This window comes from Delftia tsuruhatensis (genome assembly GCF_903815225.1).
GTDB lineage: Bacteria > Pseudomonadota > Gammaproteobacteria > Burkholderiales > Burkholderiaceae_C > Comamonas > Comamonas tsuruhatensis_A.
In genome coordinates this window covers 2,059,960-2,081,296 of record NZ_LR813084.1, presented here as the reverse complement: position 1 = coordinate 2,081,296, position 21,337 = coordinate 2,059,960, and the positions used below count along the sequence as shown (strand labels likewise).

Below are 21,337 nucleotides of genomic sequence, written 5' to 3'. Positions count from 1 at the left end.
GGGCAGAAGGCGGACACAGGCACGGGCCGGGGGGCCGGCGTGGCGGCATGGCCCATGCAGTGCGCATCCTAATGGATAGGCAAATGCCGGCGCGGCAAGCCGGGGCATCGGGGCCATACCCCCTGACACACCTGTTCGCGGGGCAGCGGCGATAATGCTGCCCCACGACGCAAGCGGGCTGCGAGGCATTGCCAGGCCAGTTCCCCCGCATTGCACCCGACTCCGGCGCCCCCGTCCGGCGCGGGTACGACCACAGAACACCACCAGCCCCATGTCCCTCCTGCCCCACCAGCTCGAACTCCTGTCTCCCGCGCGCGATGCGGACATCGGCATCGAGGCCGTCAACCACGGTGCCGACGCCGTCTACATCGGCGGCCCGGCCTTCGGCGCCCGCGCCACGGCAGGCAACGACCTGCGCGATCTGGAGCGCCTGATCCGCCACGCCCACCGCTTCAACAGCCGCATCTTCATCACGCTCAACACCATCCTGCGCGACGATGAACTCGAAGCCGCACGCAAGATGGCCTGGCAGATCTACGAGGCCGGCGCCGATGCACTGATCATCCAGGACATGGGCCTGCTGGAGCTGGACCTGCCCCCCATCCAGCTGCACGCCAGCACGCAGACCGATATCCGCACGCCCGAGAAGGCGCGCTTCCTGCAGGATGCCGGCCTGTCGCAGATCGTGGTCGCCCGCGAACTGGACCTGGGGCAGATCGCCGCCGTGCGCGCCGCCACCGACCCCGCCCGCACCACCATCGAATTCTTCGTGCACGGCGCGCTGTGCGTGGCCTACTCGGGCCAGTGCTACATCACCCACGCCCATACGGGCCGCAGCGCCAACCGCGGCGACTGCAACCAGGCCTGCCGCCTGCCCTACGAGGTGCTGGACGCGAACGGCCGCATCATCGCCCACGAAAAGCATGTGCTGTCCATGAAGGACAACAACCAGAGCGACAACCTGCGTGCCCTGATCGACGCCGGCGTGCGCAGCTTCAAGATCGAGGGCCGCTACAAGGACATGGGCTACGTGAAGAACATCACGGCCCACTACCGCAAGCTGCTCGACGAGATCATCGAGGAGCGCGAATTCTCCGATGCCCCGCTGGCGCGCTCGTCCTCGGGCAGCACCACGTTCAGCTTCACGCCCGACCCGGACCAGAACTTCAACCGCGAGTTCACCGACTACTTCGTCAATGGCCGCCAGGACGACATCGGCGCCTTCGACACGCCCAAGACGCCGGGCCGCGCCATCGGCTGGGTGACCAAGGTCGGCGAGAACTTCGTCGAGCTCGAACTGTCCAGCCGCGATACCGTGCTGCACAACGGCGACGGCCTGTGCTACTACGACCTGCAAAAGGAACTGGTGGGCATGCAGATCAACCGCGCCGAGTCCGTGGATGCGAAGAAATCGCTGTGGCGCGTCTTCCCCAAGGACCCGGTCGCCGGCTTCAAGGACCTGCGCAAGGGCCTGGAGATCAACCGCAACCGCGACATGGACTGGGTGCGCACGCTGGACAAGAAATCCAGCGACCGCCGCATGGCCCTGTGGGCCGAGTTCAAGGAAACCCCGCAAGGCTTCTCTCTGACGTTGACCGACGAGGACGGCTTCACCGCCAGCGCCGCCATTGCGCAGGAACACCAGGCCGCCACCGACGCGGCACGCGCCGAGGCCACGCTGCGCGAGCAACTGGGCCGCTTCGGCGCCACCGTCTTCGCCGTGCACGACATCAGCCTGCAGCTGAGCCAGCCCTGGTTCGTGCCCGCCTCGGCCCTGAACCAGCTGCGCCGCGATGCCGTGGCGGCCCTGGAGGCCGCGCGCGAGGCCGGCTTCGTGCGCCTGCCGCGCGCCCTGCCCGTGCAGCCGCCCGTGCCCTTCCCCGAGGACACGCTGACCTACCTGGCCAACGTCTTCAACCAGAAGGCGCATGACTTCTACGTCAAGCACGGCGTCAAGGTCATCGATGCGGCCTACGAGAGCAAGGAAGAGGAAGGCGAAGTCAGCCTGATGATCACCAAGCACTGCGTGCGCTTTTCCATGAGCCTGTGCCCCAAGCAGGCCAAGGGCGTGATCGGCGTCAAGGGCACGATCAAGGCCGAGCCGCTGCAGCTGATCAACGGCAAGGAAAAGCTCACGCTGCGCTTCGACTGCAAGCCCTGCGAGATGCACGTGGTGGGCAAGATGAAGCGCTCGGTGATCAACCAGCACGCCAAGGAAATGCAGGAATTCCCGATGCAGTTCTACCGCACGCGGCCCGTGCCCTCGGCATCGGCCTGAGGATCGCCAGGCGTGGGCCGGCACAGGCTGCGCGCCTGCTCCCGCCCCGCCTCGGTCAGCTCCACGACCCAGAGCCCGTCCTGCGCCAGCCTCACCCACCCCGGCCCCGGCACGCCCGCGATGGATGCGTCACCCATCAGCGCCAGGCAGCGCATCAGCACGCTGGCGCCCTGCCCCAGGCGCTTGCCGAGGCGAGGCAAGGACATGGGGCGGGACTCGGCCGCCAGTTCGCACAGGATGGCGGCGGCCAGTTCTTCGAGGTCTGCGGCCATCTCAGGCGGCCACCGCTTCCTGCGCAACGGATGATTCGCCCCCCTCCACCCGGTGCGCCAGCACTTGCACGGGGATGGACTTGGAGCTGGGCGTGCCCGCCACGATGGCCGTGGCCGACAGCGGCACCAGCGGGTTGGTCTCGGGGTAGTAGGCCGCGATGCAGCCGCGCGGGATGTCGTAGGCCACGAGCCTGAAGCGCGACGCACGCCGCGCCTGCCCGTCGTCCCACAGGGTCTGCAGGTCCACCCAGTCGCCATCCTTCATGCCCAGGGCACGGATGTCCTCGGCATGGATGAAGACCACGCGGCGCTGGCCGAAGACGCCACGGTAGCGGTCGTCCATGCCATAGATGGTGGTGTTGTACTGGTCGTGCGAACGCGTGGTGAACAGCGTGAACACCGGCGATGCGCCGGGGCTGCGCGCGGCGCGCGCGCGGTGCACGGGCGTGTCGCGCGGCACGGCGTGCACGAAGAAGCCGGCCTTGCCCCGGGGCGTCTCCCAGATGCGCTCGCTCGCCGGATTGCGCAGCTTGAAGCCGCCCGGCACGGCCACGCGCGCGTTGAAGTCGTGGAAATCGTCGAAGACCTGCGCGATCAGGTCACGGATACGCGCGTAGTCACCGCCCAGCTCCAGCCAGGGCACGGGCCGCTGCGCGCCCAGCGTGGCGGCGGCCAGGCGCGCGACGATGGCGATCTCGCTGAGCAGGTGTTCGGACGCGGGCGGGTTGATGCCGCTGGAGATATGCACCATGCCCATGGAGTCCTCCACCGTCACGCCCTGCGGGCCGCCGGCCTGCATGTCGATCTCGGTGCGGCCCAGGCAGGGCAGGATCAGCGCCTCGCGCCCGTGCACCAGGTGGCTGCGGTTGAGCTTGGTGGTCACGTGCACGGTCAGATCGCAGTTGCGCAGCGCCTGCCAGGTGGTATGCGTGTCGGGCGTGGCCGCGGCGAAGTTGCCGCCCAGCGCGAAGAACACCTTGCCCCTGCCTTCGAGCATGAGGCGAATGGACTCGACCACGTCCACGCCGTGGGCGCGCGGCGGCTCGAAGCCGAAGACCTGCCGCAGCCGGTCCAGCAGCGCGGCCGGCGGCTTTTCCCAGATGCCCATGCTGCGGTCGCCCTGCACGTTGCTGTGGCCGCGCACCGGGCAGGCACCGGCGCCGGGCCGCCCGATGTTGCCGCGCAGCAGCAGCAGGTTGACCAGCATCTGCACGGCCGCCACCGAATGCATGTGCTGGGTGATACCCATGCCCCAGCAGACGATGGTGCTCCTGGCCGCGATGTAGACCTCGGCCGCCGTCTGCATCTGCGCGCGGCTCAGGCCCGACTCGGCCTCCAGCAGGTTCCAGTCCTCGGCGCGCAGGTCGTCGGCCAGGGCCTCGAAACCCGTGGTGTGCTCGGCGATGAAGGCGTGGTCCAGCACGCCACCGCGCGCATCCTCCTGCGCGATCACATGCTTCATGATGCCCTTGACGGCCGCGATATCGCCGCCCACGCGCAGCTGGAAGTAGTGCGTGCTGATGGGCGTGGCGCCCAGCGTGGCCATCTCGATCTTGCTTTGCGGGTCCTGGAAGCGCTCCAGCCCGCGCTCGCGCAGCGGATTGAAGCTCAGGATCCTCGCGCCGCGCTTGTGGGCCGCGCGCAGCTCGCCCAGCATGCGCGGGTGGTTGGTGCCGGGGTTCTGGCCGAAGATGAAGATGGCCTCGGCCTGCTCGAAGTCGGCCAGTTGCACCGTGCCCTTGCCCACGCCGATCTGCGGCTTCATGCCGCTGCCGCTGGGCTCGTGGCACATGTTGGAGCAGTCGGGGAAATTGTTGGTGCCGTAGGCGCGCACGAACAGCTGGTAGAGGAAGGCCGCCTCGTTGCTGGCACGGCCCGAGGTGTAGAAGATGGCCTGGTTCGGATCGGGCAGCGCGTTCAGGTGGCTGGCCATCAGTGCGAAGGCATCGTCCCAGGCGATGGGCCGGTAGCGGTCGCTGGCCGCGTCATAGACCATGGGCTCGGTCAGCCGGCCCTGGTCCTCCAGCCAGAAGTCGCTTTGCGCCATGAGCTCGGCCACCGTGTGCCGCGCGAAGAACCCGGGCGTGACGCGCCGCGCCGTGGCCTCGGCCGCCACGGCCTTGGCGCCGTTCTCGCAGAACTCGAAGGTGGAATGGTGGTTGCGGTCGGGCCAGGCACAGCCCGGGCAGTCGAAGCCATCGGGCTGGTTGGCCGACAGCAGGGTCTTGGCCCCCTTGACGGCGATATCCTGGCGCATCAGGGCCTGGCTCACGCTGCGCAATGCGCCCCAGCCGCCAGCGGCCCCCTTGTAGAACTCGATCTTTTGTTCGGACATGGGACGGGAGTGTTCCGCCTGTCCATGATCCAGGTCAAATCACATCTCCAAATGGAGAGATTCAGAAAAGGCATCAGCGCAAAACCCGCAGCTCCCGCGCCAGCGCCACGGCCTGGGTGCGACTGCGCGCGCCCAGCTTGAGGTTGATGCTGCGCAGATGGGTGCGCACCGTGCTGTCGGAGACGAACAGCTTCTCGGCCATGGCCGCGTTGGAATAGCCCGAGGCCAGCAGCTCCAGCACGCGCAGTTCCTTGCGGGTCAAGGGCTCGACCAGGCCCGGTGGCGTGCCTGGACCGGTGATGGGGTGGTCCGCATCGCCCATATCGGGCTCGGCCGGCTCGCCCAGCGCGGCCAGCAGGCGCTGCGCGTGAACCAGGGCTTCCCCGCCGACCGCCTGCATGCGCGAGGGCAGGGCCAGCACCTGCCTGAGCACCGGGACCAGGGCCGGCCCCTCGTCAAGCAACAGCCGCACGAAACCCTCGCTGGCGCCGTGGCGCAGCGGCTCGGCCAGCGTGACGGCGGCCTGTTCCATGTCGCCGCAGCCGGCCTCGGCCAGCGCGCGCAGCACCAGCAGGCGCAGGCTGCGGTGGCGGCGCCCGTGCTGTCGGGCGTCGGCCAGCAGGGGCGCGCTCGCCTCGCGCACGGCGCCACAGTCGCCGAAGCGCAGGCTCCAGCGCAGCCGCGCGATGGCCATGTCCTCGACCTCGTGGGGCGGCAGGCGCAGGCGTTCCACACGCGGCCAGACCGAGGGATCGTCGGCCCGCGCCAGCGCCTCCGACGCCGCGCCGCGGTTGCCCTGCAGCACGAAGATGCGCGCGTGTTCGAGCCGTGCGCTGGCCGTCACGCGCGCCAGCTGGCGCTCGTGGCCCAGGTACTCTAGTTCAGTGAGCAGGCCGAAGGCCGCATCCACGTCGCCGCGCAGGAAGGCGATGCGCGCACGCATGCGGTAGCTGGCGATCACATGGTCGGGCAGGCCCACGTCGCGCGCCAGCGGCAGGTAGACGTTGAGCAAGTGGTCGGCGCCGTCCAGGTCATTGGTCTCGTAGAGCACGCCCGCGTGCAGCACGCCGGCCCAGGCATTGCCGTTCGTGGGGCTGTAGGAGGCAGTGCGCGGCGTGGCCGCCAGGGCCACGCGAAAGCGGGCCGCCGCCTGGCGAAGACGGCCACCCGAGAGATCCAGCACCCCCTCCATGGCCTCGGTGTACATGCGGCTGAACAGGCTGCCGGCCTGGGTGCTGCGTGCCGCATCCAGCAGACGGCGGGCCTCGTCGGCATCGCCCAGCACCGACACCACATAGGCCATGGCATTGGTCAGCGAACTGTCCGCGAAAGGCCGGCAGCTGGGCAGGCAGGCCAGCGCCTGGCGGCCCAGCGGAGCCGCCTCTTCCACGCGGTCCATCATGGCCAGCAGCAGAGGCCGCAGGGCCGTGACCAATGCCTGGGCGGCGCTGTCCGCGCCCGGCTCCATCGCGTCGAGCCATTGCCGGGCCAGCACCGGCCCCCGCGTGAAGCAGTCGGCATAGGCGGCCACGGCCAGCAGCAACGGCTCATGCGCCAGCAGCGGCGCGGGCATGGCGGAGAACCAGCGCGACAGCAGGCGCATGCGGCCCTGCTCCATCAGCGTCTCGGCATGGCGCCTGAGCAGGGCCAGGGCATGGGGCAGGTCGCCGCCCTCCAGCGCATGCTCGATGGCGGGCACGGGCCGCCCCCGGGACTCGTACCAGCCGCTGGCCGCCAGGTGCAGGCGAGCCACCTCGCCGGGATGCTCGCGCAGCAGCCGGGCGCGCAGGAAGTCGGCGAACATGCTGTGGTAGCGCCAGCTGTGGCCGCTGTCGTACCTCCCATCGTCCAGCGGCACGAGAAAGAGATGGGCCTGCTCCAGCGCCTCCAGCATGGCCGTGCCATCGGCACGCGGCACCAGGGCCTGGCAGACCCGGGCATCCAGCGTGCGCAGGATGCTGGTGCGCAACAGGAAGTCACGCACGGGCGCGCTCTGCTGGGCCAGCACGTCCTCGGCCAGGTAGTCGGCCACGGCGCGCTCCGAGCCCGAGAAACGTTCGATGAAATCGCTGCGCGGGCCATGGCGCTCCAGCGCCAGCGAGGCCAGCCACAGCGCGCCTATCCAGCCCTCGGTCTTGTCCAGCAGCCGCGCCACGGCCTCGCGCGCCAGCGGGCAGCCGCGCAGGCGGAAGAACTCCTCGGCCTCCGACTGGGAAAAGCGCAGCAGGGCCGCATCGATCTCCAGCAACTGGCCGCTGGTGCGCAGCCGCCCCAGGCCCAGGGCCGGCAATGCGCGCGAGCCGATGACCAGCCGGCCGCGCTCGGGCAGCTGCTCCATGAGCTGGCGCACCAGGCCCAGCACGGCATCGTTGTGCAGCACCTCGAAGTCATCGATGAACAGCGCGAACGGCCGCCCCTCGCCGGCCAGCGCCTGAAGCGCCCGGGACAGCGCATCCAGCGCCTGGTCCGCCGCGCCGCCCAGGCCGCGCACGGCCTCGCCCAGGCACTGCAAGAAGCGCGAGACATCGTTGTCCGCCGCATCCAGCGTCAGCCAGGCCGTGGCCTGGCCCTCGGCCTGCAGGCGCTCGCGCATCTGGCGCATGGCCGTGGTCTTGCCGAAGCCGGCCGGCGCGCGCACCAGCACCACGCGCGCACGCAAGGCCTCGGGCCAGTGCGCCGCCACCGCCGAACGCAACACCTGCGCGGCAGCCGCGCGCGGCGGGCTCAACTTGGCTTGCGGAACGTGGCCGGAACCGGCGCCAGATCCGGCGCCAGATCCGGCGGCAACAAAGGGCACAGGGGGCTGCATGCAGGAAAGGACTCGGTGAAGGGGTGAGGCACCGGACACTTTCGTCGGTTTCGACGATGGCGGCAAGACGGGGCGATTCCTAGACTCGAAGGCAGATCATAGGTGGCGCATCCGCAGCTGTCGCCCTCCAAGGCGACAACCCCGATGCGCAGTGGATGCGACTTCAAGGAGACCTTTCCATGCAGCTGGATGCAAGCATCAGCGCCGTCGTCACGGGCGGCGCTTCGGGCCTGGGTGCCGCCACCGCGCGCCGCCTGGCCGCCAGGGGAGTGCGCGTGGCACTCTTCGACCTCAACGAGGCCGCGGGCCAGGCGCTGGCGCGCGAGATCGGCGGCCTGTTCTGCCGCGTGGACGTGACCGACGAGGCCGGCGTGGACGCCGGCTTCGCCCAGGCCCGCGCGGCCCATGGGCAGGAGCGCATCCTGGTCAACTGCGCGGGCACGGGCAATGCCGTCAAGACGGCCAGCCGCGACAAGGCCACGGGCGAGATCCGGCACCTGCCCGTGGCCAATTTCGACCGCATCATCCAGATCAACCTGGTGGGCACCTTCCGCTGCATCGCCAAGTCGGCCGCGGGCATGCTCACGCTGGAGCCGCTGGCCGACGGCGAGCGCGGCGCCATCGTGAACACGGCCTCGGTGGCGGCGCAGGACGGCCAGATGGGCCAGGCCAGCTACTCGGCCAGCAAGGCCGGCATCACAGGCATGACCCTGCCCATTGCGCGCGACCTCATGGGCGAGGGCATCCGCGTGAATACCATCCTGCCCGGCATCTTCGACACCCCGCTGCTGCAGGGCGCGCCCGACAACGTGAAGGCCGCGCTGGCCGCCTCCGTGCCCTTCCCCAGGCGCCTGGGCCAGCCCGACGAATACGCCCACCTGGCCGAGACCATGCTCACCAACGGCTACTTCAACGGCGAGTGCGTGCGCCTGGACGGCGCGATACGCATGGCGCCGCGCTGAGGGACAGCCCGGCGGCGCTTCTTCCCTCAACTCATCGCTTCCGACGATGGCGGCCCTGCTCCCGATGAGCCACCATCGACCCGGACATCCAAGGAGACATCGATGGCACAGGCATACATCGTCGCCGCCACGCGCACGGCGGGCGGCAAGCGCGGGGGCAGGCTCTCGGGCTGGCATCCGGCCGATCTCGCGGCCCAGGTGCTGGACGAGCTGGTGCGGCGCACCCAGGCCGACCCGGCCCAGGTCGAGGACGTGATCATGGGCTGCGTCAGCCAGGTCGGCCAGCAGGCCACCAACGTGGCGCGCAACGCGGTGCTGGCCTCCTCCCTGCCCGAGTCCGTGCCGGGCACCACGGTGGACCGGCAATGCGGCTCCTCCCAGCAGGCGCTGCACTTCGCGGCCCAGGCCGTGATGTCGGGCAGCATGGACATGGTGATCGCCGCCGGCGTGGAGAGCATGTCGCGCGTGCCCATGGGCACGCCCAACGCCCTGCCCGCCAAGGCCGGCCTGGGCGTGTACATGAGCCCGGCCATGCAGCAACGCTACCCGGGCGTGGAATTCAGCCAGTTCATGGGCGCCGAGATGATGGCGGAAAAGTACGGGCTGACCAAGGACCATCTCGATGCCTACGCGCTGCAAAGCCATGAGCGCGCCGTGCAGGCCGCACGCGAGGGCCGCTTCGACCGCGAGATCCTGGCCGTGCCGGTGCGCAGCGCCGAAGGCGGTGGCGAAGGCGAGGGTCAGCCCCACACGGTGGACGAAGGCATACGCTTCAACGCCACGCTGGAGGGCATCGCCGGTGTCAAGACCATTCGCGAGGGCGGGCGCGTGACGGCCGCCACGGCCAGCCAGATCTGCGACGGCGCCAGCGGCGTCATGGTGGTCAGCGAGCGCGGCCTCAAGGCCCTGGGCGTGCAGCCGCTGGCGCGCATCCATCACATGAGCCTGCTGGGCCATGACCCGGTGATCATGCTGGAGGCCCCCATCCCCGCCACGCAGGCCGCGCTGAAGAAGGCCGGCATGCGCATCTCCGACATCGACCTGTTCGAGGTCAATGAAGCCTTCGCCCCGGTGCCGCTGGCCTGGCTGCAGGCCACGGGCGCCGATCCGGCGCGGCTGAACGTGCACGGCGGCGCCATCGCGCTGGGCCATCCGCTGGGCGCCTCGGGCACCAAGCTCATGGCCACGCTGATCCATGCCCTGCACGCGCGCGGCGGCCGTTTCGGCCTGCAGACCATGTGCGAGGGCGGGGGCATGGCCAACGTCACCATCGTCGAGCGGCTCTGAAGCGGGAGGCACGCATGCAAGACACAACCGTTGTCCGTCTGGAACGCGACGGCGACATCGCCGTCATCGTCCACCACGACAGTGCCCGGATGAATCCGCTGGGCCTGCCATTCCAGCACCAGCTGCGCGACCTGCTGGCCCAGGTGCGCGCCGACACGGGCATCCGCGCCCTGGTGCTCACGGCCGAGGGCCGGGGCTTTTGTGCGGGCGCCGACCTGACGGCCATGGGCGGCGCACCCGCCGATGGCCGCACGCTGGGCGAGTACACGGCCGAACGCATGGAACAGCTGTCCAACCGGCTGATCCTGGATCTGCAGCAACTGCCCGTGCCTGTGGTCTGCGCCGTCAACGGCGCGGCGGCTGGCGCGGGCGTGGGGCTGGCCCTGGCGGCCGACCTGACGCTGGTCGCGCGCTCGGCCTACTTCTATCTTCCGTTCCTGCCGCGCCTGGGCATCGTTCCCGACCTGGGCACGACCTGGTTCATCGAACGCCGCCTGGGCCGTGCCCGTGCCATGGGCCTGGCGCTGATGGGGGAAAGGCTCGGTGCCCGGCAGGCCGCCGACTGGGGCCTGGTCTGGGACTGCGTGGACGATGCCGCACTGCGCGACGCGGCCCTGTCCGCCGCGCGTCGCCTGGCCCGCCTGCCGGCCGGTGCCGCGCTGGAAGCGCGCCGCGCCCTGGACGCGGCCGCCACCCACACGCTGGAGCAGCAGTTGTGCTACGAAGCCGGTCGCCAGCGCGAGCTGGTGGGCGGCCCCGACTTCGTGGAAGGCGTGCAGGCCTTCCTGCAAAAGCGCGAGCCCGCGTTCGCGCCACGCCGGCCCGGCTGAAGCGCGCCCCGGGCCCGGCAACGACAACAACAACGCAAGGAGACACGACCCATGCCCGCCATGCAAGGATTGATGCAGGACCGCCCGCTCATGATCTCGTCGCTGATAGAGCACGCGGCGCGCTTTCACCCCCGTACCGAGATCGTCTCGCGCATGCCCGAAGGGGGCCTGCACCGCACCGACTGGGCCGGCATCCGCCGCGCGTCCTGCCAGGTGGCCCGCGCGCTCGCCGCGCTGGGGGTGCAGCCCGGCGAGCGCGTGGGCACGCTGGCCTGGAACAGCTGGCGCCACCTGGCGCTGTACTTCGGTGTCTCGGGCAGCGGCGCGGTGCTGCACACCATCAACCCGCGCCTGTTTCCCGAGCAGATCGCCTACATCGCCAACCATGCCGAGGACCGGGTGCTGTTCTTCGACGTCACCTTCGCCCCGCTGGTCGAGAAGCTCGCCCCCCATCTGAAGACCGTCACCACCTATGTCTGCATGAGCGCACGCGAGCACATGCCGGCCCTGGACCTGCCCGACCTGCGCTGCTGGGACGAGCTGGTCGGCGACCAGAGCGAGGACTTCGAATGGCCCGAGTTCGACGAGCGCACGGCCTCCTCGCTGTGCTACACCTCGGGCACCACGGGCAACCCCAAGGGCGTGCTGTACTCGCACCGTTCCACCGTGCTGCATTCGCTGATGGAACTGGCGCCCGACACCTTCGGACTGAACTCGCGCGAGACCGTCATGCTCATCGTGCCCATGTTCCACGCCAACGCCTGGGGCACGCCCTATGCGGCGGCCATGGCAGGGGCCCGGCTGGTGCTGCCCGGCCCGCACCTGGACGGGCAAAGCGTCTACGAACTCATGCGCGATGAGAAAGTCACCTTCTCGCAAGGCGTGCCCACCGTGTGGCTGATGCTGTTCCAGTACCTGGATGCCCATCCCGAGATCGACCCGCGCACCCTGGGCGTCAAGAGCATCGGCATCGGCGGCGCGGCCGTGCCGCGCGCCATGCTGGAGCGCTTCGAGAACCAGTTCGGCGCCCAGGTCGTGCAGGGCTGGGGCATGACCGAGACCAGCCCCATCGGCGTGGTCAGCAAGCTGCTGGTCAAGCACGAGACCCTGCCGGCCGAGGAACTCATCCAGGTCAAGCTCAAGCAGGGGCGCGGCGTCTGGGGCGTGGACCTGAAGATCGTGGATGACGACGGCCGGCCCCAGCCCTGGGACGGCAAGGCCTATGGCCACCTGCGCGTGCGCGGCCCCTGGATCGCCAACGGCTACTTCAAGGGCGAGGGCGGCTCGCCCATGGACGAGCAAGGCTTCTTCGCCACGGGCGACGTGGCCACCATCGATCCCGACGGCTTCCTGCAGCTCGTGGACCGCGCCAAGGACGTGATCAAGTCGGGCGGCGAATGGATCTCCTCCATCGACGTGGAGAACGCCGCCATGGGCCACCCCGCCGTGGCCGAGGCCGCCATCATCGGCGTCCCCCACCCCAAGTGGCAGGAGCGCCCGCTGCTGCTGGTCGTGGCGCGCCCCGGGCAGACCGTGACACGCGACTCCATGCGCAACTTCCTGTCCACGCGCATTGCCAAATGGTGGCTGCCCGACGACGTGGTGCAGGTGGCCGAGCTGCCGCATACGGCCACCGGCAAGCTGCTCAAGACAAAGCTGCGCGAGGAGTACAGGAATTACCCCCTGAGCCGCTGAGCGGCTTTCCCCCAACGGGGACGACACCTTCGGTGCGGGGCGGCGCGGCCGGCTTAGGCCCTTCCTCGGTGTCTCTCGCTTGGACAACGCCAGCTCCATAGCGCTCTGCTCTATGGTTCATTGAAGAAAAGAGAACAAAGGAGACCTCCATGGCAGGACCGCTTGAAGGCGTTCGCGTGGTCGAGTTCGCGGGCCTGGGCCCGGGGCCGTTCTGCGCCATGCTGCTGGCCGACCTGGGTGCCGAAGTGCTGCGCATCGCGCGGCCCGGCACGCCGGTCGATGCACAGGACATCACCACGCGCAGCCGCTGCCAGGTCGGGATCGACCTGCGCGGCGAGGAAGGCCAGGCCGCCGCCATGGCCCTGATCGCGCGTGCCGACCTGCTGGTCGAGGGCTTTCGGCCCGGCGTCATGGAGCGCCTGGGCCTGGGGCCCGGGCCCTGCCTGGAACGCAACCCGCGCCTGGTCTACGGCCGCATGACGGGCTGGGGCCAGCATGGCCCGCTGGCGCATGCGGCGGGGCACGACATCAACTACATCGCCCTCTCCGGCGCGCTGCACGCCATCGGCCGCGCGGGCGAGGCGCCCGTGCCGCCGCTCAACTACGTGGGCGACTTCGGCGGCGGCGGCATGCTGCTGGCCGTGGGCCTGCTGGCCGCCCTGCACGAGGCCGGGCGCAGCGGCCGGGGCCAGGTCATCGACGCAGCCATGACCGACGGCACGGCCCTGCTGTCGGCCTTCATGTACGGCTTCAAGGCCAAGGGCCAGTGGAGCAACCAGCGCGGCGAGAACCTGCTCGATGGCGGCGCCCCTTTCTACGACACCTATGCCTGTGCCGACGGCAAGTACATCGCCATCGGCGCCATCGAGCCCCAGTTCTATGCCGAGCTGCGCCAGCGCTGCGGCATCCAGGACCCGCTGTTCGATGGCCAGATGGATGCCGCGCGCTGGCCCTTGCTCAAGCTGCGCCTGGCCGACGTGTTCCGCACCCGCACGCGCGACCAGTGGTGCGAGCTGCTCGAAGGCAGCGACGCCTGCTTCGCGCCCGTGCTCGACTGGGACGAGGCGCCGCGCCATGCCCACAACCGCGCACGCGCCACCTTCACCGAGGCCGGCGGCGTGCTCCAGCCCGCGCCCGCGCCGCGCTTTTCGCGCAGCGCGCCCGAGCACCCCCGTCCGCCGCGCGCCGCCAGCCTCGAAGAAGCGCTGGCCGCCTGGAATGCCCGGACTGCCACAGCCTCGCGCTAGAAAAGGCCTCGCCATGCCCCTGACCTTCACGCGCTCCTGGAGCGACCCCGACCTGGACAGCCTGCGCGCCACCGCCGTGCGCTTCATCGAATCCGAAATGCAGCCGCAGGACGAGGCCGCCCGCAAGCAGGGCCACGTCGGCCACGCGATCTGGCGCCGGGCGGGCGAGCTGGGCCTGCTGTGCACCGACATTCCCGAGGAATACGGCGGAGGCGGCGGCGACTTCCGCCACGAGGCCGTGATCCACGAGGAGATGGCGCGCCGGGGCCTGACCGGCATGGGCAACTCCGTGCATTCCATCGTGGCCCATTACCTGCTCAACCACGGCACCGAGGCGCAAAAGCGCCGCTACCTGCCAGCCATGGCGCGCGGCGAGCTGGTCGGCGCCATCGCCATGACCGAGCCCGGCGCGGGCTCGGACCTGCAGGGCGTGCGCACGCGCGCCGAACGCCGGGGCGACCACTACCGCATCAACGGCAGCAAGACCTTCATCACGAACGGATTCCTGGCCGGCCTGGTCCTCGTGGTCTGCAAGACCGACCCCGGCCAGGGCGCGCGCGGCACCTCCATCCTCCTCGTCGAGACCCGGGACTGCGCGGGCTTTCGCGTGGGGCGCGTGCTCGACAAGATGGGCATGAAGGCCCAGGACACCTCCGAACTGTTCTTCGACGATGTGGCCGTGCCGCAGGACGCCTTGCTGGGCGGGCGCGAGGGCCAGGGCTTCTACCAGCTCATGAGCGACCTGCCCTACGAGCGCCTCATCATCGGCCTGACGGCACTGGCCTGCATGGAGGGCGCATACGAGGCCACCCTGGCCTACGTGCGCGAGCGCCGCGCCTTCGGCCAGGCCATCGCCGACATGCAGAACACCCGCTTCAAGCTGGCCGAGGTGGCCACCACCATCACCGTGGGCCGCGCCTTCATCGACCGCTGCGTGGAGCAGCTCGTGGCCGGCACGCTGGACACGGCCACGGCCTCCATGGCCAAGCTCTGGTGCTCGGAAGCCCAGGGCCGCGTGCTCGACGAGCTGGTGCAACTGCACGGCGGCTACGGCTTCATGAACGAATACATGGTCACGCGCATGTATGCCGACGCCCGCGTGCAGCGCATCTACGGCGGCACCAGCGAGATCATGAAGGAAGTGATCGCCCGCGCGCTGTGACGGCGGCGCAGCGGCGCCCGTTCCTCTCCCCACCCACTTCCCGAATACCCCAAGGAAAGCCACGGCCATGACCCTCGACGATCTCATGTACAGACCCGGCCTGCTGCAAGGCCAGCGCATCCTCGTCACCGGCGGCGGCACCGGCCTGGGCCGCGTCATGGCCGAGGCCTTTCTGATGCTGGGCGCCGAAGTCCACCTCTGCGGCCGGCGCGGCTGCGTGGTCGAGCAGACCGCGCAGGAGTTGATGCAGCAGCACGGCGGCCTGGCCGTGGGCCATGCCTGCGACGTGCGCCAGCCCGACGCCATCGAGCACATGCTGGACGGCATCTGGAGCCGGCACGGCGCGCTGACCGGACTGGTCAACAACGCGGCCGGCAACTTCGTCAGCCGCACCGAGGACCTGTCCATGCGCGGCTTCGACGCCATCGCCAACATCGTCATGCGCGGCAGCTTCAACATGGTGCTCGATTGCGGCCGGCGCTGGCTGGCCGAGGGGCGCCGAGCCAGCGTGCTGTCCATCCTGACCACCTGGGTCTGGAACGGCTCGGCCTTCACCGTGCCCTCGGCCATGGCCAAGTCCGGCGTGCATGCCATGACGCAGTCGCTGGCCGTGGAGTGGGGCAACCGCGGCATCCGCTTCAACGCCATCGCGCCCGGCCTGTTTCCCACCGAAGGCATGAGCGCGCGCCTGAATCCCCAGGGTGGCGAGCATGTGCGCAAGGACAACCCCATGGGCCGCAACGGCCGCATGCCCGAGCTGGCCAACCTGGCCGTCTTCCTCATGAGCGCCCAGGCCGAGTACCTCACGGGACAGACGATCGCCATCGACGGCGGACAATACCAGGCCACGGGCGGCAACTTCGCCGCCCTGTCCAGCTGGACGGACCAGGACTGGGCCCATGCGCGCGACGCCATCGAATCGCGCAACGCGGCCGACCGCCAGCTCAGAACCACCTGACAACGCAAGGAGACAAGCCATGAGCCAAGAACGCGTGCGCATCACCCTGGACCACGGCGTGGCCGACGTGGCCCTGACACGGGCCGACAAGATGAACGCGCTGGACCCCGCCATGTTCGATGCGCTGCTCGATGCGCTGGACCGGCTCCAGGCCACGCCTGGCCTGCGCGCCGTGGTGCTGCATGGCGAGGGCAAGGCCTTTTGCGCGGGGCTGGACATGGGCAGCATGGCCAGCATCGCAGCAGGGCAGCAGACGCCCGACATGGCCGATCTGGCGCAGCGCACGCATGGCCTGGCCAACCGCTTCCAGCAGATCTGCTGGGGTTGGCGCGAACTGCCCGTACCCGTCGTCGCCGCCGTGCAGGGCGTGGCCTATGGCGGAGGCCTCCAGCTGGCGCTGGGCGCGGACATCCGCCTGGTCGCCGAAGATGCGCGCCTGTCCATCATGGAGATCAAGTGGGGCCTGGTGCCCGACATGGCCGGCTGCGCGCTGGCCGCCTCCCTGGTGCGTGGCGACGTGCTGCGCGAGCTGGTCTACACCGGCCGCGTCGTGCCCGGTCCCGAGGCCGTGTCACTGGGCCTGGCCACGCGCGTCAGCGCAGCCCCCCTGGAAGAGGCCCGCCACCTGGCGCGCCAGATCGCGGGCAGCAGCCCCGACGCCATCCGCGCGGCCAAGCGCCTGATGCAGCTCAGCGAGACCGCCTCGCCCGCCGACATCCTGCTGGCCGAGGCGCGCGAGCAACAGGCACTGCTGGGCAGCCCCAACCAGGCCGAAGCCGTGCGCGCGGGGCTGGAAAAGCGGGCCGCAGCATTCAGCGACCAAGGCCTTTAGAAACCTCTTGAAACAACCTCCGGACCCCGACTCGGAGACCGGAACAGCCATCCGTGATTACCCTTGGTCGACGTCCTTTCACCACTGCGCTGATTTTTTAGGCATTCCGTGGAAAGCCTTGCAGGGCGCGGATCCAGCAAGTTACACCCGGACTTTTCCACAACTCCGTCCACATGCATCGGGGATAAAAACCCGGGCTCCGAGGGGCTTGGCAATGCAGGCACACTTGACGGCCCGCTCCCCCCGCCCCCTCTCTTTCCCCATGCCACGCCTGCACGCTCCCAGCAAGGAGGACAGCCGCCTGCTGCCCGCCTTCCCCGCCCTGCCCGAGCGCTGCATCCACGTGCCGGCCACCGATGCCGAGTTCGCGGCCGCGCGTGCCGCGCTGATGGCGGCACCCGTGCTGGGCTTCGATACCGAGAGCAAGCCCCTGTTCCATGCCCAGCAGACCGACACCGGCCCCCATCTGGTGCAACTGGCCACCTGCGGCGAGGCCTGGCTGCTGCAACTGCACCATGCACAGGCCCGCCAGCTGGCCGCCGACGTGCTGGCCAGCGAGGCGATCCGCAAGGCCGGCTTCGGACTGGACCATGACCGCCGCGCCCTGCCGGCGCGACTGGGCGTGGCGCTGCACAACGTCATTGACCTGGACCGCGTCTTCAAGGGCCATGGCTATGCCAGCTCGGTGGGCGTGCGCGCGGCCGTGGCCCTGGTGCTGGGCCGGAATTTCCACAAGTCCAAGAAGATCTCCACCTCCAACTGGGCCGCGCAGCAGTTGAGCACGGCCCAGCGCCACTACGCGGCCAACGATGCCCACGGCGCCGCCATGGTGCATGCCGCCCTGCCGGCCTGGGAGCGGCGCCAGCCGGCGCAGCCGCAACGGCCTGCGCGGCGCCCTCGTGCGGCACAGGCCTAGCCCTGCGGCACCTCGCGCGCCAGCCGCACCCGGTCCCGGCCGGCGCGCTTGGCCTCGTAGAGCATCGCATCGGCACGGGCCAGTGCCTGCTCCAGCGGCTGCCCGGGCTCCAGCCAGGCGACGCCGAAGCTGGCCGTGATGCGCTGATCGTCGGGCAGGGCGCTGAAGCCCGTCAGGCGCAGCTGGTTGCGCATGCGCCGGGTCACCGATTGCGCCGCGCGGGGATCGGCCCCCGGCAACAGGGCCACGAACTCCTCGCCGCCAAAGCGCGCCACCAGATCCTGCTGGCGCGTGCTGCGCAGCAGCAGGCGAGCAAAGCGCTGCAGCACCTCGTCGCCCGCCGCATGGCCCCATCCGTCGTTGACGCGCTTGAAATGGTCGACATCGCAGACCAGCAGGGCGGCCGACAGCCCCGGCTGCTCGGCGCGCAGCCGCTGCACGGCCTCTCTGAAGGCGCGGCGGTTGAGCAGTCCCGTGAGCGGATCGCGATCGCGCTCCTCGTGCAGCGCCTGCACGGTGTCGCGCACCGCCAGCGCCAGGAACAGCGTGGCGAACAGCAGCCCGAACACCAGCAGGCTCAGCTGCAGTGCCATCCAGGAGGAAGAAGCACCCAGCCATTCGCCGCCCGCCGGCCCCGCCTCGGCCGCTGGCACGGCGCGCGGCACAACCATCAGTGTGCGCACGAGAAAGCTCAGGGCGAAGACCACGAACACCCACAGCAGCAGCCGGTCACAGCCCCCGACCGGGCGCTCGCGCGGCAAGCGCCACAGCGGCAGCGCCAGCTGCAGGCCCAGGCCGAAATCCAGCACATGCTGACGGGCATGGACATCGGGCTGCATCCAGGCGTAGTAGCCCAGCACCGCCAGCACCGCGCCGCCCAGTCCTGCCGCCAGTCGCCCGTCGGGCTGCACGCTGTGGCGCATGGCGATGGCCTGGGTGATGAACCATGCCGCGCCCAGTTGCAGCGCGGCCGTGACCAGCACATTGAGCGGCATGGCCGCCGGCAGGCCCAGTATCTGTGCCAGCTGCGCCAGGCTGAAGCCCGCGAAGGCGAAGGACATGCAACGCAGCTCGCGGCGGGCACGCAGATGCAGCCAGCAGACATGAAAACAGCCTGCCAGCAACAAGGTGCACAAAGGCACCGCCAGCGCCAGAAGATGTCTTGCCGTCAACGTCACCACGAACTCCCGAAGGGAGTCTAGCGATCAGGTCACGTTACAACACACATCTAACAAAAATACACAATCACGGAATTCCTTCCCGACTTGGGAAAGGCGGACCCGCTCGCACCCACCGGCCGCCCGCATATGTTCGTAACCAACGCATCGTTGGGCACGGGCGGCATGCACGCCACAATGCATGCCGTCCTCCGCTTGTCAAAACAGAAAGGCAGTCCTCCATGCGCTTAGAAACCCTGGCCGTCCATGCCGGCTACTCGCCCGACCCCACGACCAAGGCCGTGGCCGTCCCCATCTACCAGACCGTGGCCTATGCCTTCGACAGCGCCCAGCACGGCGCCGATCTGTTCGACCTCAAGGTGGCAGGCAACATCTACACGCGCATCATGAACCCCACCACCGACGTGCTCGAAAAGCGCGTCGCGGCACTGGAAGGCGGCATCGCCGCCGTGGCCGTGGCCTCCGGCATGGCGGCCATCACCTACGCCATCCAGGCCATCGCCGAGGCCGGCGACAACATCGTCTCGGCCAGCACGCTGTATGGCGGCACCTACAACCTGTTCGCCCATACCTTCCCGCAGCAAGGCATCACCGTGCGCTTCGCCGACCCGCGCGACCCGGCCAGCTTCGCACAGCACATCGACGAAAAGACCAAGGCCATCTTCATCGAGTCCATCGGCAACCCGCTGGGCAACGTCACCGACATCCGTGCCCTGGCCGACGTGGCCCATGCCCACGGCGTGCCGCTGATCGTGGACAACACCGTGCCCAGCCCCTACCTGCTGCGCCCCATCGAGCATGGCGCCGACATCGTCGTGCACTCGCTGACCAAGTACCTGGGCGGCCACGGCAACAGCGTGGGCGGCGCCATCGTGGACAGCGGCAAGTTCCCCTGGGCGGAGCACAAGGCCCGCTTCAGGCGCCTGAACGAGCCCGACGTCAGCTACCACGGCGTGGTCTACACCGAGGCCCTGGGCGAGGCCGCCTACATCGGCCGCGTGCGCGTGGTGCCGCTGCGCAATACCGGCGCAGCCATCTCGCCGCACAACGCCTTCCTGATCCTGCAGGGCATCGAGACGCTGGCCCTGCGCATGGACCGCATCTGCGAGAACACCCAGAAGATCGCCGAGACGCTGCAAAGGCACCCCAAGGTCGAATGGGTGCGCTACGCAGGGCTGGAGGGCCACCCCGACCATGCCATCGTGCAAAAGCAGCTGGGCGGACGTGCCTCGGGCATCCTGTCCTTCAGCCTGAAGGCCGATGACACCGATCCGCGAGCGGCCGGCGCGCGCTTTCTCGATGCGCTGCAGCTGTTCACGCGCCTGGTCAACATCGGCGATGCCAAGTCCCTGGCCACGCACCCGGCCTCGACCACGCACCGCCAGCTCGACGCCGAGGAGCTGGCCAAGGCCGGCGTGACCGAGGGCATGGTGCGCCTGTCCGTGGGCATCGAGCACATCAGCGACCTGCTCGCCGACCTGGAACAGGCTCTGGGCAAGGTCTGATCCACGCCAGCGCCTGGCCCGGAGCTCAGCGACGAGGCGCGCGCTGGCGCAGCTCCTGCGAGGAGTAGAAGATCAGCGGATCGGGCGTGCGCCGCGCATCGGCGCAAGGCTCGATGGCGTGGCCGCGCGGCGGCGCGCAGGCGGCCAGATCGCGCAGCTGCGCCTGCGTGCGCTCGGCGTGGCGCGCGGCCGTCTCGCCTTCGGAGGGTCGGCTGCCGGGCACGATCAGGCGCAGTTCCATCTTGCGGATGGCCGGCTCCACGGCATAGGTGCCCTGGAACTGCAGCACCACGCGGCGCTCGGCCAGGTCCACCGTGGCCAGCACGGCGCGCATGGGCACGGGGATCATGGCGCCCGACTGGTAGCGCACCAGCACGAAGGGCGCGAAAGGCTTGGGCACCTGCAGGTTCAGGATGCGGCCGTTGTCCGCCCGCACGCGCAACTGTCCGCCGTCGGGCAGGTAGCGGTCCAGCCGCCAGCCCCTGGACACCCGCTGCGCGCCCACGCAGGGTGCGTAGTAGTACTCGGTCGCGTCCGCATCCTTGCCGGCATAGAGCATCTGCGCGCCCTCATGCTCCGTGAGCACCTTGGTCCCCAGGGCCTGATTGCCGGCCCTGACGCCCGCCAGCGCGCCGCCGTGCACGAACACGCCCGTGTACGGGAACCAGGTCGTGCGCTGGTTGGCCACCGCACCATAGGGCTTGCATTGCGTGGACATGTTCTCGTCCTGCATGTCGGCCTCGGGCGCCATGGGCTCGCCACCCTGTCCGGCGCCCTGGTCGGCCAGGCGCAGCCGGCCATCGGCCTCGATGGTGAAAGTGGCCTTGGCCACCATGGAGTAGTAGCGCCCGGCCTGGTCCTCGCCGATCAGCAGCAGGCTGGGCAGGGGCGTGAGATTGGCGACTTCGGGGTCGGCGCGGGGCGCCTCCGATACCGCCCTGGCAGGGGCCTCGGGTCTCGGCTGGTCCCGGGGCTGGCTGGGGACCTGCGCCTGGGGCGGCGTGGAGCCACAGCCCGCAAGGACCAGGGACAGCGGCATGGCGAGAGCAAGCGAACGCAAGAACATGGAAC

The 21,337-nt window shown here is 69.8% G+C and carries 16 protein-coding genes; 11 read left to right on the top strand and 5 right to left on the bottom strand.

Features of this window, described 5'->3' with window-relative positions; genetic code table 11:
- Positions 1-271: 271 nt before the first annotated feature.
- Entirely contained in the window at positions 272-2,278 is a 2,007-nt protein-coding gene (locus L1Z78_RS09335; protein WP_234641235.1) for a peptidase U32 family protein, read from the top strand.
- On the opposite strand, the gene L1Z78_RS09330 is transcribed toward L1Z78_RS09335, so the two are convergent.
- The 3 genes from L1Z78_RS09330 to L1Z78_RS09320 all read right to left on the bottom strand — a co-directional run bounded on the left by L1Z78_RS09330 (position 2,242) and on the right by L1Z78_RS09320 (position 7,694).
- Entirely contained in the window at positions 2,242-2,550 is a 309-nt protein-coding gene (locus L1Z78_RS09330; RefSeq protein WP_234641234.1) for a hypothetical protein, read from the bottom strand. The genes L1Z78_RS09335 and L1Z78_RS09330 overlap by 37 nt on opposite strands.
- Position 2,551: 1 nt before the next feature.
- Positions 2,552-4,885: an FdhF/YdeP family oxidoreductase gene (locus tag L1Z78_RS09325; protein ID WP_234641233.1), complete on the bottom strand. Its 2,334-nt coding sequence runs from the start codon at positions 4,883-4,885 to the stop codon at positions 2,552-2,554.
- 73 nt (positions 4,886-4,958) lie between these two features.
- Positions 4,959-7,694, bottom strand: coding sequence for a LuxR C-terminal-related transcriptional regulator (locus tag L1Z78_RS09320; RefSeq protein ID WP_234641232.1), 2,736 nt, complete (start codon positions 7,692-7,694; stop codon positions 4,959-4,961).
- A 179-nt stretch (positions 7,695-7,873) separates the two neighbouring features.
- On the opposite strand from L1Z78_RS09320, the gene L1Z78_RS09315 reads away from it, so the two are divergent.
- From L1Z78_RS09315 to L1Z78_RS09275, 9 genes are all read left to right on the top strand, one after another.
- Entirely contained in the window at positions 7,874-8,656 is a 783-nt protein-coding gene (locus L1Z78_RS09315) for an SDR family NAD(P)-dependent oxidoreductase (RefSeq protein WP_234641231.1), read from the top strand.
- A gap of 102 nt (positions 8,657-8,758) precedes the next feature.
- Positions 8,759-9,943 (top strand): acetyl-CoA C-acetyltransferase, encoded by a 1,185-nt coding sequence (locus L1Z78_RS09310; RefSeq protein WP_234641230.1) that lies wholly within the window; start codon positions 8,759-8,761, stop codon positions 9,941-9,943.
- A 14-nt stretch (positions 9,944-9,957) separates the two neighbouring features.
- Positions 9,958-10,773 (top strand): enoyl-CoA hydratase-related protein, encoded by an 816-nt coding sequence (locus L1Z78_RS09305; protein WP_234641229.1) that lies wholly within the window; start codon positions 9,958-9,960, stop codon positions 10,771-10,773.
- Between the two features lie 51 nt (positions 10,774-10,824).
- Positions 10,825-12,468 carry a long-chain-fatty-acid--CoA ligase gene (locus L1Z78_RS09300; protein ID WP_275444449.1) on the top strand — a complete coding sequence of 548 codons (1,644 nt, stop codon included), beginning with the start codon at positions 10,825-10,827 and terminating at the stop codon, positions 12,466-12,468.
- 149 nt (positions 12,469-12,617) lie between these two features.
- On the top strand, positions 12,618-13,715 hold the full coding sequence (locus L1Z78_RS09295; RefSeq protein WP_234641228.1) for a CaiB/BaiF CoA transferase family protein: 1,098 nt from the start codon (positions 12,618-12,620) through the stop codon (positions 13,713-13,715).
- Positions 13,716-13,728: 13 nt separating this feature from the next.
- Positions 13,729-14,877 (top strand): acyl-CoA dehydrogenase family protein, encoded by a 1,149-nt coding sequence (locus L1Z78_RS09290; RefSeq protein WP_234641227.1) that lies wholly within the window; start codon positions 13,729-13,731, stop codon positions 14,875-14,877.
- 67 nt (positions 14,878-14,944) lie between these two features.
- Positions 14,945-15,835 (top strand): SDR family oxidoreductase, encoded by an 891-nt coding sequence (locus L1Z78_RS09285; RefSeq protein ID WP_234641226.1) that lies wholly within the window; start codon positions 14,945-14,947, stop codon positions 15,833-15,835.
- A gap of 19 nt (positions 15,836-15,854) precedes the next feature.
- Positions 15,855-16,667, top strand: coding sequence for a crotonase/enoyl-CoA hydratase family protein (locus L1Z78_RS09280; RefSeq protein WP_234641225.1), 813 nt, complete (start codon positions 15,855-15,857; stop codon positions 16,665-16,667).
- A 262-nt stretch (positions 16,668-16,929) separates the two neighbouring features.
- Positions 16,930-17,583: a 3'-5' exonuclease gene (locus L1Z78_RS09275; protein ID WP_234641224.1), complete on the top strand. Its 654-nt coding sequence runs from the start codon at positions 16,930-16,932 to the stop codon at positions 17,581-17,583.
- Here the strand turns inward: L1Z78_RS09275 and L1Z78_RS09270 are convergent.
- Positions 17,580-18,644, bottom strand: coding sequence for a sensor domain-containing diguanylate cyclase (locus L1Z78_RS09270; protein WP_234641223.1), 1,065 nt, complete (start codon positions 18,642-18,644; stop codon positions 17,580-17,582). The two genes, L1Z78_RS09275 and L1Z78_RS09270, sit on opposite strands and share 4 nt — an antisense overlap.
- Before the next feature lie 338 nt (positions 18,645-18,982).
- On the opposite strand from L1Z78_RS09270, the gene L1Z78_RS09265 reads away from it, so the two are divergent.
- A complete protein-coding gene (locus L1Z78_RS09265) occupies positions 18,983-20,266 on the top strand; it encodes an O-acetylhomoserine aminocarboxypropyltransferase/cysteine synthase family protein (protein WP_234641222.1) in 1,284 nt (427 codons plus the stop codon).
- A 25-nt stretch (positions 20,267-20,291) separates the two neighbouring features.
- Here L1Z78_RS09265 and L1Z78_RS09260 read toward each other — a convergent pair whose 3' ends face one another.
- Positions 20,292-21,332, bottom strand: coding sequence for a hypothetical protein (locus tag L1Z78_RS09260; protein ID WP_234641221.1), 1,041 nt, complete (start codon positions 21,330-21,332; stop codon positions 20,292-20,294).
- Between the last annotated feature and the right edge of the window lie 5 nt (positions 21,333-21,337).